This is a genomic window from Rathayibacter sp. AY1E8 (assembly GCF_002931415.1).
In the GTDB taxonomy this organism is placed as follows: Bacteria; Actinomycetota; Actinomycetes; order Actinomycetales; family Microbacteriaceae; genus Rathayibacter.
Genome location: NZ_PSVI01000071.1, coordinates 1 through 14,262 on the forward strand (window position 1 = coordinate 1; position 14,262 = coordinate 14,262).

A 14,262-nucleotide genomic window follows, 5' to 3' on the forward strand; every position below is an offset into this window, starting at 1 on the left:
TCGTAGGGTCGTTTCTGTGTGGAAACCGATCCGGTTCCCAGCGAATGTGAGTAAGGACATCGATTGCCGATCCACCTGTCCCACCGACCACCCGTCCGCCGCGCTGAGAGGCGCATCCTCGCGGGCCTCGCCGTCCTCGGAGTCGCCGCGACCGCGGCCTTCGCCACCACCGGCGCCAGTGCCGCCCCTCTCGCCGGCAGTGCCTCACTCGTCGGCGGGCTCTCCGTCGGCCAGAGCTTCGACGACGGCGACTACGTCGTCACCCTCGTCGAGCCCTCCGCGGCCACCTACCAGGGCAGCGATGCCCGCTTCGCCCGCACGGCGCCCGTCGACGGTGCGCAGCTGCAGGCCGCCTCGGCTCCGGTGGAGGACTACTCCGCTCACCTCGAGCAGCGCCAGGAGGACGTCGCCTCCGCGGTCGACGCCGCCATCGGCTACCACTACACCGTCGCCCTCAACGGCTTCTCCGCGACCCTCTCGGGCGAGCAGGCGGGCGAGCTCGCGAGCCGCCGCGACGTCGCCCAGGTCCGCAAGGTCGAGAATTTGAAGGTCGACCGCGCCGCGCAGGCCTCGCCGCTCGCCGCGGCCGCCGCCGGTACCCCCGTGCCCGACACCGGACAGCAGCGCTCCACCGACTTCCTCGGCCTCGAGGGCGAGAACGGCGTCTGGCAGAAGCTGGGCGGCATCGACAAGGCGGGCGAGGGCGTCGTCGTCGGCGTCATCGACTCCGGCATCGCGCCCGAGAACCCCTCCTTCGCAGGCGCGCCCCTGGCGACCTCGCCCGGAGCGGCCCCCTACACGGACGGCACCACCACCTCCTTCGTGAAGTCGGACGGCGGCACCTTCGTCGGCTCCTGCTCGCCGGGGCTCCCCGCCTCCGAGCAGTGGGACGGCGACGAGTGCAACCAGAAGCTCATCGGCGCACGCTGGTTCCTCGCGGACGAGGAGGTCGGCTCGACGGACAACCCCGAGTACCGCTCCCCGCGCGACGCCGACGGACACGGCTCGCACACCGCGAGCACGGCAGCCGGCAACAACGGCGTCGAGGCGAGCGTCGACGGCTACGACTACGGGAAGATCTCCGGAGTCGCCCCGGCCGCCAAGGTCGCCGCGTACAAGGTCTGCTGGAACGGACCCGACGAGGGCACCGACGACGACGACTTCTGCTCCGGAGCGGGCATCCTCGCGGCCATCGACGCCGCGACCAAGGACGGCGTCGACGTCATCAACTTCTCGATCGGCGGCGGCTCGGCCACCTCGACCCTGACCGCGATCGACGAGGCGTTCCTCAACGCCGCCGCCGCGGGCGTCTTCGTCGCGGCCTCGGCCGGCAACTCGGGTGCGGGCGCCTCCACGCTCGACCACGCGTCGCCCTGGTACACCACGGTCGCCGCGTCCTCCATCCCGACCTACACCGCGACCGCCGCTCTCGGCGACGGCCAGAAGTTCGTCGGAGGATCCATCTCGGTCCACGAGGACGTCACCGGACCGCTGGTGAACAGCGCCGACGTCGTCCGCTCGGGCGCCGAGAACCCCGCCATCTGCGAGACCGGCACCCTCGACCCCGACAAGGTGAAGGGCACGATCGTCGCCTGCACCGCGGGCGTCACCGCGCGCGTCTCCAAGTCGGCCGAGGTCGAGCGGGCCGGCGGCATCGGCATGCTGCTGCTCAACCCGACCCCGAACGCCCTGCACGTCGACGACCACTCGGTCCCGAGCATCCAGATCGACTCGCAGGCCTACCAGGCGATCACGACCTACGCCGGCACCGCCGGTGCGACCGTGACCCTCTCCGAGGGCAACTCGTCCGGAGCCTCCATCCCCGTCCCGCAGGTCGCCGGCTTCTCGTCGCGCGGTCCCGCTGAGGCGGACGGCGCCGACGTGCTGAAGCCCGACCTCACGGCGCCCGGCGTCGCGATCCTCGCCGACAGCTTCAACGCCGAGGGCGACGACCCCGCCTTCGCGTTCGAGTCCGGCACCTCGATGTCGTCGCCGCACGTGGCGGGCCTCGGCGCGCTGATCCTCGGCGCGACCCCGAAGGCCTCGCCGTCCGCGGTGAAGTCGGCCATGATGACCTCCGCCTACGACAGCGTCGACCAGTCGGGCGCCGCGTCCGAGGACGTCTTCGCCCAGGGCGCCGGACACGTCGACCCTGCCGCGTTCCTCGATCCCGGACTGCTCTACCAGAGCGGCACGGAGGACTGGATCGCGTTCCTCAAGGGTGCGGGCTACGTCTTCACCTCGAACCCGGTGATCGACCCGATCGCCGCGATCGACCCGTCCGACCTCAACCAGGCCTCGATCGCGATCGGCGCCCTCGCGGGCACGCAGACCGTGACCCGCACGGTCACCTCGACCGGCGCGGGCACCTACACCGCCTCGGTCGACGGCCTCGCCGGGATCGACACCGTGGTCTCGCCCTCGACCCTCTCCTTCACGGGTGCGGGCCAGACGGCGGAGTACACGGTCTCCTTCACCACCGGCTCGGCGGCGCTCAACCAGTTCGCCACCGGCTACCTGACCTGGGCGAGCGCGGAGCACGACGTCCGCAGCCCGATCGCGGTGCGCCCCGTCCTGCTGGACGCGCCCTACGAGGTCTCCGGCACCGGCTCGACCGGCACCGGCACGGTGACGGTCACGCCCGGCATCACCGGCGCGCTGCCGCTCACCGCGAGCGGTCTCGCCGAGGGTGTCCTCGCCGAGGACGCCACCGCCGCCGACGGCCACTCGGCGACGCTCCCCACGGGGAAGTCGCTGACGACCACCGTCGTGGTGCCGGAGGGCGCCGAGTTCGCCCGCTTCGATCTCGACTCGCTCGACGACGCGGCCGACCTCGACCTCACCGTCACCAGCGAGAGCACCGACAAGGTCTTCACCTCGGCGACCGGCTCGGCCGACGAGCGAGTCGACATCGCCGACCCCGCTCCGGGCGAGTACACGGTCCAGGCCGATGTCTACTCGACCGCCCCGGGATCCTCGACTGTCACGTTCGACTTCCGCAGCTTCGTCATCACTCCGGAGAACGGTCTCGGCTCGCTGAGCACCGACCCCGCCGTGGTCGACGCCGTGCAGGGCGAGCCGATCGCGTACGCGGTCTCCTGGTCGAACCTGGCGGGCCCGGCCCGCTACCTCGGCCGTGTCGCCTACACCGATTCGGGACTCGCGACGCTCGTGAGCGTCGACGTCACCGAGGCGGTCACCCCCACCCCGACGCCGACCGCGACTCCGGAGCCCACGGGCACCCCGGAGCCGACCGCGACGCCGACGGCCGGCCCCACCGCCGGACCGGGGGAGCCCACCTCCACGCCGACCGCCGGACCGGGGGAGCCCACCTCCACGCCGACCGCCGGACCGGGCGCGCCCGGCCACGGCGCCGGCGGCCTCCCGTCGACGGGCTTCGACGGCGGTCTCCTCGGAGCCGCCGCCCTCGCCCTCCTCGGTGCAGGTGCTGTGATCACCGGCCTCCGACGCCGCGCCCTGGCGCAGCGTGAGGCGGGCGCCGTGGAGTAGTCCTCCGCGACCGCCGCGAACGGCCGTCCCCCTGCTCCTCCCGGAGCGGCGGGGGCGGCCGTTCGCCGTTCCCGGGCGGGGGAGGCGGAGACGGGGCGGCTCGTGGTGCGGGCCGGGAGCAAGACCGGCCGGGCTGCGTGGGGGAACGGCTCGAGAGCGGAGGCGGGAGCGGGTCGGGGAGAGATCGACGATCAGGCGGGGCGGAACACCTCCGCTTGGGGGCCCGGCGGCGCGATCGGCCCGGGGTCCCGCTGCGGTCGCGCATCCCCGGAGGTGCATCGACGGGAGAACGCGGTGGCGACCTGCCGCTGCGAGCCGGGACGACGCGTTCGGTCCCGCTCCGAGCGGCGGCGAGCGTACGGGGACCGCGGTGCACCCTCGGGGACAGCGGTGGACGGCTCCGAGCGAGCGCCCCCTCGGCCTGAGCGGTCGCCGTCAGGATCAGAGGGAGCGGCGTCCCGCGATGACGCCGGAGACGACGGCGAGGACGCCGAAGACGATCGCGACGACCGGCTGGCCGAGGTCCAGCCACGCCAGCGCGGCGGCGCCCATCACGAGCAGCTCGATCAGCGAGCGGCCGTAGACGTCGATCGCGAGGACCGCACGCGGCGAGAGGAAGAGCGCCCAGATCAGCGCGGCGACCACCGGAGCGCCGATGCCGAGGACGATGTTCCACGGGAGGTCCCACGACGCGAAGCCCCAGAGGGCGAAGGTCGCCAGCGCGACGAGCTCCAGGAGGAACCGGAGGATCGCGTTCGGGCCGATCCTGATGTCGGTGCCCGCGGTGTCCGCTCCTGCTCGATTCACGCCGACCATGCTAGCCGCCGGAGGTCAGCGGAAGATGATGGTGCGGGCCCCGTCGAGGAGCACCCGGTCCTCCGCGAACCATTTGACCGCCTGCGTGAGCGTGCGGCTCTCCTCGTCCTGCCCGATCGCCACGAGCTGGGCGACCGAGTGCGAGTGGTCCACGCGCACCACGTTCTGCTCGATGATCGGCCCCTCGTCGAGGTCGCTGGTCACGAAGTGCGCGGTCGCCCCGATCAGCTTGACGCCGCGGGCGTGCGCCTGCTTGTACGGGTTCGCGCCCTTGAAGCCCGGCAGGAACGAGTGGTGGATGTTGATGGCGCGACCGGCCAGTCGCGCGCAGAGCTCGGGGGAGAGGATCTGCATGTAGCGCGCCAGGACCACGAGCTCGACGTCGTGCTCCTCGACGACCTCCAGCACGCGCTCCTCGAACCCGCGCTTCGACTCCGGCGAGACCACGGGGCGCGACTCGAAGGGCACGCCGTAGAACTCGGCGAGGTCGCGCAGGCTGCCGTGGTTGGACAGGATCATCGGGATGTCCACCGCGAGCTGCCCGGCGCGCTGGCGGAAGAGCAGGTCGTTGACGCAGTGCGCGGCCGTGGAGGCGAGGACGAGGGTGCGCAGCGGCCGGCCGACGACGTCGAGGCGCCAGGTCATCCCGTAGTGCTCGGTGATCGGCAGCAGGGCGGCGGCGAACTCCTCGCGGCTGATCGGCGACTCCACCTGCAGGCGCATGAAGAAGCGGCCGGTGTCGGCGCTCGAGAACTGCTGGCTCTCGGTGATGTTGCCGCGGGCCTGGACGACGGCACCGGACACGGCGTGCACGATGCCCGGCTGGTCGGGGCAGGCGAAGGTCAGGGTCCAGTGGTTTCCCGCGGGCCGGGCGCCGGACCACGCGGCGTCGCTGCCCGTCGGACGGGTGCTCGCGGAGGCGGGCCGGGGAGTCGCGGACGCGGCGGGTTCGGGCTGCATCCGCCCAGGATAACGGTGGGGCACGGGGCGGTCCGCGCGCCTCAGCCCGCGTCGACGGACACGACGGCGACGGGTCCCGTCCGCCCGTCCGGGGAGGAGTAGCGGACGCCGATCGTGTGCCTCCCAGGACCGACCTCCAGGGTCGCGGCGAGGACGGGGGCTCCGGGAGCGAGGGACCGCACCTGCCCGCCGTCGACCAGGAGGTCGAGGCCGTCCGCGTCGGGATCGGCGAGCACGAGCACGCCGACCGCGCCCCCGCTCGACGCGGCCCGGGCGAGGAGCACCGGAGCGCGCAGGTCGACCGTCTCGGGGGCGCTGACTCCTGCGGCGGTGCGCGCCAGCACCGTGGTCCTGCCCGCGGGGAGGGGGAGCGCCGGCGCGGTCCAGGAGCCGTCGGCGTCGGCGGTGGCGGAGCCCACACGGTGTCCGTCGGAGGCGTCCTCGAGGAGCACCTCGGCGCCGGGCGCGGCGGTGCCCCGGGCATCGGGCAGCAGCCGGCCGTCGGTGTCGAGCGCGAGGGTCGGTGCGGCCGGAGCGGGAGGTGCGGCCGGAGTGGGGGTCGTGACCGGCGCGGGAGTCGAGACCGGAGCGGAGGTGCTCGGCGCCTCTGTAGGGGCCGGCGCCGGAGTGCTCGGTGCGTGCGTCGCTGCCGGAGCCGGAGTGTCCGGTGGGGGAGTCACGGTCGGAACAGGAACAGGAACAGGAACAGGAACCGGGACCGGAGTGCTGGGTGCGGGGGTCGGGACCGGAACGGAGGGCAGGGCCGGGCCGTTGCCGATCGGGCCCGGCGCGGAGCTCCCGGTCGTGGTCCCCGGCGGCCCGGAGGGGGCCGGACCCTCGGTGACGGCAGGGGAGCGCGCCGGTGCGGGGCTGCCGGTCACGGCAGGGCGGGACGGGGCGGGCTCGGCGGCAGGAGTCGGGGAGGCGGTCGCCTCGATCCCTCTCGACGCCGGTGCGCCGACGGGATCGCGGGACGGCTTTTGTTGCGGCGGGCGTCCCGTCCTCCCGGGGGTCGCGCGCGTCGCTCCGGCATCGTCCGACGCAGCCCGTCCGGCCACGGCCGGCACCGTGCTCCTCGGAGCGGCGCCGGAACCGCTGGACCGCCCCGCCGGATCGCCGTCCGCTGCACTCGTCCGGTCCGCGGCCTCCGGGTCCGTCTCCGGTCGGTCGGCGCTCGCCGTCGCTCCTCCGCTCGACGCCGGCGCAGCCGCCTCGGCCGTTGCGCGCTCGTCCACCCGCGCGGAGGCGTCCTCCGCCGCCACGAGCGCGCCGCCCCCGTTCCTGGACAGCAGCACCGCGCCGACGACTCCCGCGACCGCGAGTGCCGCCGCAGCGGACGCGGCGACGACCACTCCTGTTCCGCTGCCCACTCTCGACGCCCTTACCGCCGATGCGCGGACCGCGCTCGACGCCCGGACCGCGCTCGGCAGCGGACCGGAGGCCGCGCCGGAGCCCCCGCCCGCCGCCCAGGCGGCCGCACCGCTCACGCCGGCCGAGAGCGGCAGCAGCACCGACGCGAGGCGGCGCGCAGTGCTCTCGGCCTCCGCCAGCGCCTCCCGGCAGGAGAGGCACCCGTCCAGGTGCCGGTCGATGCGGTGCCTGTCCCGGACGGGGACGCGTCCTCGCGCGTACGTCCCCGCCCGCTCGAGCACCCACTCGCACTCGCCCGTCGCCGAGGCGTCCGACACGTGCTCCCGGATCCACGCGGAGCGCAGCCCCTCCCGCGCCCGCACCCCGAGCGCTGCGACCGCGTTGGGCCCCAGGCCCATCAGCGGTGCGGCGGCGGCGGGGGACAGGCCCTCCACCTCCGTGTACCAGAGCACCTCCTGCCAGCGCGGCGGCAGCGCCCGGAACGCGCGCGCGCCCAGGTCGCGCTCGAGGGCGGCGAGGGCGTGCGCCTCGGGATCGGGGCCGGCAGAGGGGAGGGCGCGGTCGGCCTCGTCGAACGGCCGCTCGTGCCGGTCCCGCCGGGCCCAGGACCCCGCGACGTTGCGGACGGCGGTGAAGAAGTAGGGGCGGAAGGCGCCCTCGGGTCCGCCGCCGCGCTCGATCGCCCGCAGGACGCGGAGGAACGCCTCCGAGACCAGGTCGTCGGGGTCGGAGCTGCTCGCCCACGCACGGGCCACGGTGCGCCCGGCCGAGGAGTGGCGGCGCCAGAGCTCGGAGACGGCGTCGGTGCGGCCCTCCCGGACCAGCGCGACGAGCTCCTCGTCGCTGCGGCTGTCGACGCGCTCGGAGCGGCGTCGAGGACCCACGGCGACGCCCTCCCTCCCGGTCCCGCGCCGGAACCGCCCGAGGGATCGTCGCACGATCGCGCGTGCCCGCCCCCGACTGGCGCGACTCCCGCGCCACCCGGCCCGCTTGCTAGAGTGAGCCCGCCGCGACTGGCGTTCGGATGGGTGACCATCAGGGAGCGGCACCTCCTCCGGGGCAGCGCCCCGGACACTTTTCCCGCCGCACGCCTGGGCTGGAACGGATACCGTAGATCGGGTCGCCCGAACGAGCCGTGTCGCGCCGCCGCGACCTGCCGGGCCCCTTCCGTTTCCCAGCCAAGGAGCGTCCGTGTCCTCTTCCCCCGCCAGCCCCGGCGTCGCCGCCTCGTTCGACCAGCCCGTGTCGGTGGTCGACCCCGAGATCGCCGCCGTGCTCCAGCAGGAGCTCGACCGCCAGCGCGGCTACCTCGAGATGATCGCGAGCGAGAACTTCGTGCCGCGCGCGATCCTCGAGTCGCAGGGCTCCGTCCTGACCAACAAGTACGCCGAGGGCTACCCCGGCCGCCGCTACTACGGCGGCTGCGAGTACGTCGACATCGCCGAGCAGCTCGCGATCGACCGCGCCAAGGCCCTCTTCGGCGCCGAGTTCGCCAACGTCCAGCCGCACTCCGGAGCCTCCGCCAACGCCGCGGCGCTCGCCGCGCTCGTGCAGCCCGGAGACACCATCCTCGGCCTCGAGCTCGCGCACGGCGGCCACCTGACCCACGGCATGAAGCTGAACTTCTCGGGCAAGCTCTACAACGCGACCGCGTACGGCGTCGACCCGCAGACCTTCCGCATCGACATGGACGCGGTCCGCGAGAAGGCCCTCGAGGTCCGCCCGCAGGTGCTCATCGCCGGCTGGTCCGCCTACCCCCGTCAGCTCGACTTCGAGGCGTTCCGCGCCATCGCCGACGAGGTCGGCGCGAAGCTCTGGGTCGACATGGCCCACTTCGCCGGCCTCGTGGCGGCGGGGCTGCACCCGTCGCCGGTGCCCTACGCCGACGTCGTGACCACCACCGTCCACAAGACGCTGGCCGGCCCGCGCTCGGGGCTCATCCTCGCGAAGCAGGAGTACGCCAAGAAGCTGAACTCGGCCGTCTTCCCCGGCCAGCAGGGCGGCCCGCTCATGCACGTGATCGCCGCGAAGGCGACCGCGTTCAAGCTCGCCGGCGAGCCCGAGTTCGCCGATCGCCAGGCACGCACCATCCGCGGCGCGCAGATCCTCGCCGAGCGCCTCACGGCGGCCGACTCGAAGGCCGAGGGCATCGACGTCCTGACCGGCGGCACGGACGTCCACCTCGTCCTCGCCGACCTGCGCGACTCGCCGTTGGACGGCAAGCAGGCCGAGGACCGCCTCCACGAGGTCGGCATCACGGTCAACCGCAACGCCGTGCCGTTCGACCCCCGCCCGCCGATGGTCACCTCGGGCCTGCGCATCGGTACGCCGGCGCTCGCGACGCGCGGCTTCGGCGACACGGAGTTCACCGAGGTCGCCGACGTCATCGCCGAGGCGCTCAAGCCCTCGGCCGACCTCGAGGCGCTGCGCGGCCGTGTCGCCCGCCTCACCGACGACTTCCCGCTCTACCCCGGGCTGTAGTCGATCCGCTGCACCACCCGCGCGGCGGAGGCCGGGGCACCGCCCCCCTCCGCCGCGCCACGACCGAGGAGCCCGAGATGACGGCACAGGTACTCGACGGCGTCGCGACGGCGACGGCGGTCAAAACGGAGATCGCGGAGCGGGTCGCCGCTCTGCGCGAGCGGGGCGTCGTGCCCGGGCTCGGCACGCTGCTCGTGGGGGACGATCCCGCCTCCCGCTCGTACGTCGCGGGCAAGCACCGCGACTGCGCGGAGGTCGGGATCGAGTCGATCCGCGTGGACCTCCCCGCGACCGCGTCGGCGGACGACATCCGCGCCGCCATCCGGCAGCTCAACGACTCGGAGGCCGTGACCGGGTACATCATCCAGCTCCCGCTGCCGAAGGGCATCGACGAGAACGCGATGCTCGAGCTCATGGATCCGGACAAGGACGCCGACGGCCTGCACCCCACCAACCTCGGCCGCCTGGTGCTCGGCGTCGAGGGAGAGCTGGACAGCCCGCTGCCCTGCACGCCGAACGGGATCGTCGAGATGCTGCAGCGCCACGGCATCCCGACCTCGGGCGGGCACGTCGTCGTCGTGGGCCGCGGGCTCACCGTCGGCCGTCCGCTCGGGCTCCTGCTCACGCGGAAGGGCCTCGACGCCACCGTGACCCTCACCCACTCCCGCACGGCCGATCTCGCCGCGGAGGTGCGCCGCGCCGACATCGTGGTGGCCGCCGTGGGCGTGCCCGGGCTCATCCGCGCCGACTGGGTGAAGCCCGGCGCCGCCGTGCTCGACGTGGGCATCACGCGGGTCGAGAACCCGGAGACGGGCCGCGCGAAGCTGACCGGCGACGTCGCACCGGAGGTGGCGGAGGTCGCGGGCTGGCTCTCGCCCGTGCCCGGCGGCGTCGGCCCGATGACGCGCGCGATGCTCATCCACAACGTGGTGACGGCGGCCGAGCGCGCCCTGCGCTGACCGGCCCCGCGCCACGGGACCCGCGCCGGACCGCGCTCGGGGGCGACGTCCAGTCGCCTGCCGGTAGCGTGGCCCGGCGCTCTCGCGTCCCCCACCCCGTCGGACACGTCCTCGGAGCGCGCCCCGCCCCACGAGGAGAACCCATGCTCACCGTCACCGCCTACGCCGCCCCCTCCGCGACCGAGCCGCTCGTCCCCACCACCATCGAGCGCCGCGACGTCGGACCGCACGACGTGCTCATCGAGATCGCCTACTCCGGCATCTGCCACTCCGACATCCACACCGTCCGCGGCGACTGGGGACCGGTGGCGTACCCGCTGACCGTCGGCCACGAGATCGTCGGCGTCGTCGCCGAGGTCGGCTCCGAGGTCACCAAGCACTCCGTCGGCGACCGCGTCGGCGTCGGCTGCATGGTGAACTCCTGCCGCGAGTGCGAGAACTGCCTCGCGGGCGAGGAGCAGTACTGCCTGAAGGGCAACACCGGCACCTACGCCTCCGTCGACCGCGACGGCACCATCACCCAGGGCGGCTACTCCACGCACGTCGTCGTCGTCGAGGACTTCGTGCTCCGCGTGCCGGAGTCGATCCCCTACGAGGCCGCCGCTCCGCTGCTGTGCGCGGGCATCACGACCTACTCGCCGCTCTCGCACTGGGAGGCGGGCCCCGGCAAGCGGGTGGCCGTCGTCGGCCTCGGCGGGCTCGGCCACATGGCCGTCAAGTTCGCGCACGCGATGGGCGCCGAGGTCACCGTGCTCTCGCAGACCCTCAGCAAGAAGGAGGACGGCCTCCGTCTGGGCGCCGACCACTACTACGCCACGCGCGACGAGGCGACCTTCACCGATCTCGCGAACACCTTCGACCTGATCGTCAACACGGTCAGCGCGCCCCTCGACCTCGACGCCTACCTGGGGCTCCTGCGCCGCAACGGCACGATGGTGAACGTGGGCGCTCCGGCCGAGGCGCTGCCGCTGCACGTCTTCACGCTCTTCGGCGCCCGTCGCTCCTTCGCGGGCTCGGGCATCGGCGGCATCCGCGAGACCCAGGAGATGCTCGACTTCTGCGCCGAGAAGGGCATCGCGAGCGAGGTCGAGGTCGTCTCGGCGTCGCAGATCAACGAGGCCTACGAGCGCGTCCTCGCCTCGGACGTCCGCTACCGCTTCGTGATCGACGCCTCCACGTTCGAGAAGTGAGGGCGGCCGGGGCGCTAGCCTCGGCGGCATGAGCGAACGGAGCCACCCGGCCGTCGACCGCGTCCTCGCCGACCTCGACCGGCACGGCGTGCACCCGACCGTGCACTGGCTCGACTCGGCCGCGTCGACGGCGGCACTGGCGGCAGAGGCGCTGGGCGTCGACGTCGGCCAGATCGCGAACTCGCTCGTGTTCCTGCTCGACGGTGCGCCGCTGCTGGTCCTGACCAGCGGCGGCCACCGCGTCGACACCGCCTGGCTGGGCGTGCAGCTGGGCGGATCGATCACCCGGGCGCCGGCCGCGGAGGTGAAGTCCGCGACGGGCCAGACGATCGGCGGGATCGCGCCGGTGGGCCATCCCGCGTCGCTGCGCACCGTGGTCGACACGGCCCTCGCCGCCTACGACGTGGTCTGGGCTGCGGCCGGGCACGCGCACACCGTCTACCCGACGAGCTTCGCCGAGCTGGTTCGGGTCACCGGGGGAGAAGCGCGCGCCGTCGTTCCGCCGGATCCGGCGCCGTAGCGGCTGGACGAGGAACGCCCCCTGCGACGCGAGGTCGCAGGGGGCGTCGACGGAAGCAGAGGTCAGAGCACCCGACCCGCGCCGTCGGCGGCCGTGACCAGGAAGAGCTCCGGAGTCGAGAAGCCCTTCTCGGCGAAGGCGGCGAGGACCGCGGCGCGGACCTCCTCCTCCTTCTCCACCGGGGTGAGGGCGATCGCGGAGCCGCCGAAGCCGCCGCCGGTCATCCGGGCGCCGATCGCTCCGGCGCCGCGCGCCGCCTCGACGGCGGTGTCGAGCTCGGGCACCGAGATCTCGAAGTCGTCGCGGAGTGAGACGTGGCCGGCGTCGAGCAGATCGCCGATCGCCCGGGGACCGTGCTCGCGCAGGGTGCGGACGGTCTCGAGCACGCGGACGTCCTCGGTCACGACGTGCTTCACGCGCCGGTAGGTGACGTCGTCGAGGAGCTCCTGGGCGCGCGGCAGGTCGTCGACCGTCAGCTCGCGGAGCGACGGCACGCCGAGGGTCGCGGCGCCGAGCTCGCAGGAGGCGCGCCGCTCGGCGTAGCCGCCGGTGGCGTGCGCGTGCTCGACGCGCGTGTCGACGACGAGCAGGACGAGCCCGGCCTCCTCGAAGCCGAGGGGGACGACCTCGGTGTCGAGGCTGCGGCAGTCCAGGAACACCGCGGCGTCGCGCTTCCCGAAGAGGGAGGCGGACTCGTCCATGATCCCGGTGGGGGCGCCGACCGCGACGTTCTCGGCGCGACGACCGACGCGGGCCATCGTCGCGCGGTCGAAGCCGAGGTGCCAGAGCTCGTCGAGGGCGACGGCCATCGCGCACATCAGCGCCGCCGAGCTCGAGAGCCCCGCGCCGACCGGCACGTCGGAGTCGACGTACGCGTCGAAGCCCGAGCGGGAGCCCAGGTCGACGCCGTACTCCGTCAGCGCCCAGACCACGCCGAGCGGGTAGGCCGACCAGCCGGTCACGGCGCCGGGGCCGAGCTCGTCGAGAGCGACCTCGACCACGTCGGGGGAGAAGGCGCTGCTGATCCGGATCAGGCGGTCCTCCCTCGGAGCGACGGCCATCGCCGTGGCGCGGTCGATCGCGAAGGGGAAGACGAAGCCGTCGTTGTAGTCGGTGTGCTCGCCGATCAGGTTCACGCGGCCGGGGCCGGCCCAGACGCCCGCGGCGGGGCGGCCGAAGGTGCGCTCGAAGGCGGCGGCCGCGCTCTCGGCGACGGCGGTCAGGGATGCGGGAGCGGCGGTCATCGGTTCTCCTCGGCGATGTCGGCGGCGGTGGTGGCGGGAGTGGCGGCGCCGCCGGGAAGCGAGTCGTCGCTGTGCGCGGCGACCGGCAGCGCCGCGTCGGGGCGCTGTGCGATCCCGGCCTCGAGCACGGCCGCGTCGGCCCGCTCGATCGCCGCGCGCAGGGCCGCGGCGCTCGTCTCGGGGGCGATGTCGCCGATCCAGGCGCCCATCGCGGCCTCGCTCCCCGCGAGGTACTTGAGCTTCGTCTCGGCGCGGCGGGGCGAGGTGATCTGGAGCATCAGGCGCACCTCGTCGCGGCGCTCGTGCACTGGGGCCTGGTGCCAGGCGGCGATGTAGGGCGTCGGGGTGTCGTAGAGGGCGTCGATGCCGCGGAGCAGGCGCTGGTACATCACAGCCAGCTCATCGCGCTCCTCCGGGGTCGTCGCCGCCAGGTCCGGGACGTGGCGGTGCGGCAGGAGGTGCACCTCGACGGGCCAGCGCGCGGCGAACGGCACGAACGCGGTGAAGTGCTCGCCGCGGAGGAGGACGCGCTCGCCGGCCTGCTCGAAGGCGAGGACGTCGGCGAACATCGACGGCCCGTAGCTGTCGAGCGAGGCGAGCAGGCGGGTCGTGCGCGGCGTGACGTAGGGGTAGGAGTAGATCTGCCCGTGGGGGTGGTGCAGCGTGACGCCGATCGCCTCGCCGCGGTTCTCGAACGGGAAGACCTGCTGCACGCCGGGAAGGGCCGAGAGGGCGCCCACGCGGTCGGCCCAGGCCTCGACCACGGTCCGGGCGCGGGAGGCGCTGAGCGTGGCGAACGAGCCCTCGTGCTCGGGGCTGAAGCAGACGACCTCGCAGCGGCCGACGCTGGTCAGCGTCCGGCCGAGCCCGAGAGTGCGCAGGTCCTCCAGGGAGGCGGGCGCGTCCGCGTCCTCGAGGAGCGGGCCGAAGGAGGGGGAGCGGTTCTCGAAGACGGCGACGTCGTAGCGGCTGGGCACCTCCGACGGGTTCGTCGGCGACGCCGGGGCGAGCGGATCGAGCTCGGCCGGCGGCAGGAACACACGGTTCTGGCGCGACGCGGCGATGGAGACCCACTCGCCGGTCAGCACGTCCTGGCGCATCCGCGCGGTGGCGGGGCGGGGGTGAAGTCGGCCATTCCTCGATCCTACGGACTGACGCGCTCGCCGAGCGCCCGGCAGCGGGTGACCGCGAGCCCCGCCTCCTCCAGAGCG

The 14,262-nt window shown here is 74.0% G+C and carries 10 protein-coding genes; 5 read left to right on the plus strand and 5 right to left on the minus strand.

The genetic code is table 11. The features are described 5' to 3' along the window. The first annotated feature begins 63 nt into the window (after positions 1-63). Positions 64-3,510, plus strand: a complete 3,447-nt coding sequence (locus tag C5C74_RS15410; RefSeq protein WP_104351843.1) for a S8 family serine peptidase — start codon at positions 64-66, stop codon at positions 3,508-3,510. A gap of 441 nt (positions 3,511-3,951) precedes the next feature. Here C5C74_RS15410 and C5C74_RS15415 read toward each other — a convergent pair whose 3' ends face one another. From C5C74_RS15415 to C5C74_RS15425, 3 genes are read right to left on the minus strand one after another with little or no spacing between them, the layout of a single operon-like run. Next, a complete protein-coding gene (locus tag C5C74_RS15415) occupies positions 3,952-4,317 on the minus strand; it encodes a YrdB family protein (protein WP_104276971.1) in 366 nt (121 codons plus the stop codon). A 24-nt stretch (positions 4,318-4,341) separates the two neighbouring features. After that, the gene (gene purU / locus C5C74_RS15420; RefSeq protein WP_104227281.1) at positions 4,342-5,286 is read right to left on the minus strand and encodes a formyltetrahydrofolate deformylase; all 945 of its coding nucleotides are present in this window, start codon (positions 5,284-5,286) and stop codon (positions 4,342-4,344) included. Positions 5,287-5,327: 41 nt separating this feature from the next. After that, positions 5,328-7,541, minus strand: coding sequence for a sigma-70 family RNA polymerase sigma factor (locus C5C74_RS15425; protein ID WP_146083092.1), 2,214 nt, complete (start codon positions 7,539-7,541; stop codon positions 5,328-5,330). 307 nt (positions 7,542-7,848) lie between these two features. Between C5C74_RS15425 and glyA the strand changes: the two genes are divergently transcribed. From glyA to C5C74_RS15445, 4 genes are all read left to right on the plus strand, one after another. Then, positions 7,849-9,138, plus strand: coding sequence for a serine hydroxymethyltransferase (gene glyA, locus C5C74_RS15430; protein ID WP_104224723.1), 1,290 nt, complete (start codon positions 7,849-7,851; stop codon positions 9,136-9,138). 77 nt (positions 9,139-9,215) lie between these two features. After that, positions 9,216-10,097 (plus strand): bifunctional methylenetetrahydrofolate dehydrogenase/methenyltetrahydrofolate cyclohydrolase, encoded by an 882-nt coding sequence (locus C5C74_RS15435; RefSeq protein ID WP_104351845.1) that lies wholly within the window; start codon positions 9,216-9,218, stop codon positions 10,095-10,097. A 143-nt stretch (positions 10,098-10,240) separates the two neighbouring features. Continuing rightward, positions 10,241-11,287: an NAD(P)-dependent alcohol dehydrogenase gene (locus C5C74_RS15440; RefSeq protein ID WP_104233905.1), complete on the plus strand. Its 1,047-nt coding sequence runs from the start codon at positions 10,241-10,243 to the stop codon at positions 11,285-11,287. A gap of 28 nt (positions 11,288-11,315) precedes the next feature. Then, a complete protein-coding gene (locus C5C74_RS15445; protein ID WP_104351846.1) occupies positions 11,316-11,807 on the plus strand; it encodes a YbaK/EbsC family protein in 492 nt (163 codons plus the stop codon). Between the two features lie 62 nt (positions 11,808-11,869). Here the strand turns inward: C5C74_RS15445 and galK are convergent, their stop codons facing one another. Both galK and galT read right to left on the minus strand, forming a co-directional pair. Beyond that, a complete protein-coding gene (gene galK, locus C5C74_RS15450; RefSeq protein WP_104351847.1) occupies positions 11,870-13,051 on the minus strand; it encodes a galactokinase in 1,182 nt (393 codons plus the stop codon). Beyond that, on the minus strand, positions 13,048-14,229 hold the full coding sequence (gene galT / locus C5C74_RS15455; RefSeq protein ID WP_374953530.1) for a galactose-1-phosphate uridylyltransferase: 1,182 nt from the start codon (positions 14,227-14,229) through the stop codon (positions 13,048-13,050). The genes galK and galT overlap by 4 nt, the downstream gene beginning before the upstream one ends. Between the last annotated feature and the right edge of the window lie 33 nt (positions 14,230-14,262).

Excerpts from the sequence above, each read along its gene's own strand:
- galK (WP_104351847.1), bottom strand. The coding sequence starts at position 13,051 with ATGACCGCCGCTCCCGCATCCCTGACCGCCGTCGCCGAGAGCGCGGCC.
- C5C74_RS15440 (WP_104233905.1), top strand. The coding sequence starts at position 10,241 with ATGCTCACCGTCACCGCCTACGCCGCCCCCTCCGCGACCGAGCCGCTC.
- purU (WP_104227281.1), bottom strand. The coding sequence starts at position 5,286 with ATGCAGCCCGAACCCGCCGCGTCCGCGACTCCCCGGCCCGCCTCCGCG.
- C5C74_RS15435 (WP_104351845.1), top strand. The coding sequence starts at position 9,216 with ATGACGGCACAGGTACTCGACGGCGTCGCGACGGCGACGGCGGTCAAA.
- C5C74_RS15445 (WP_104351846.1), top strand. The coding sequence starts at position 11,316 with ATGAGCGAACGGAGCCACCCGGCCGTCGACCGCGTCCTCGCCGACCTC.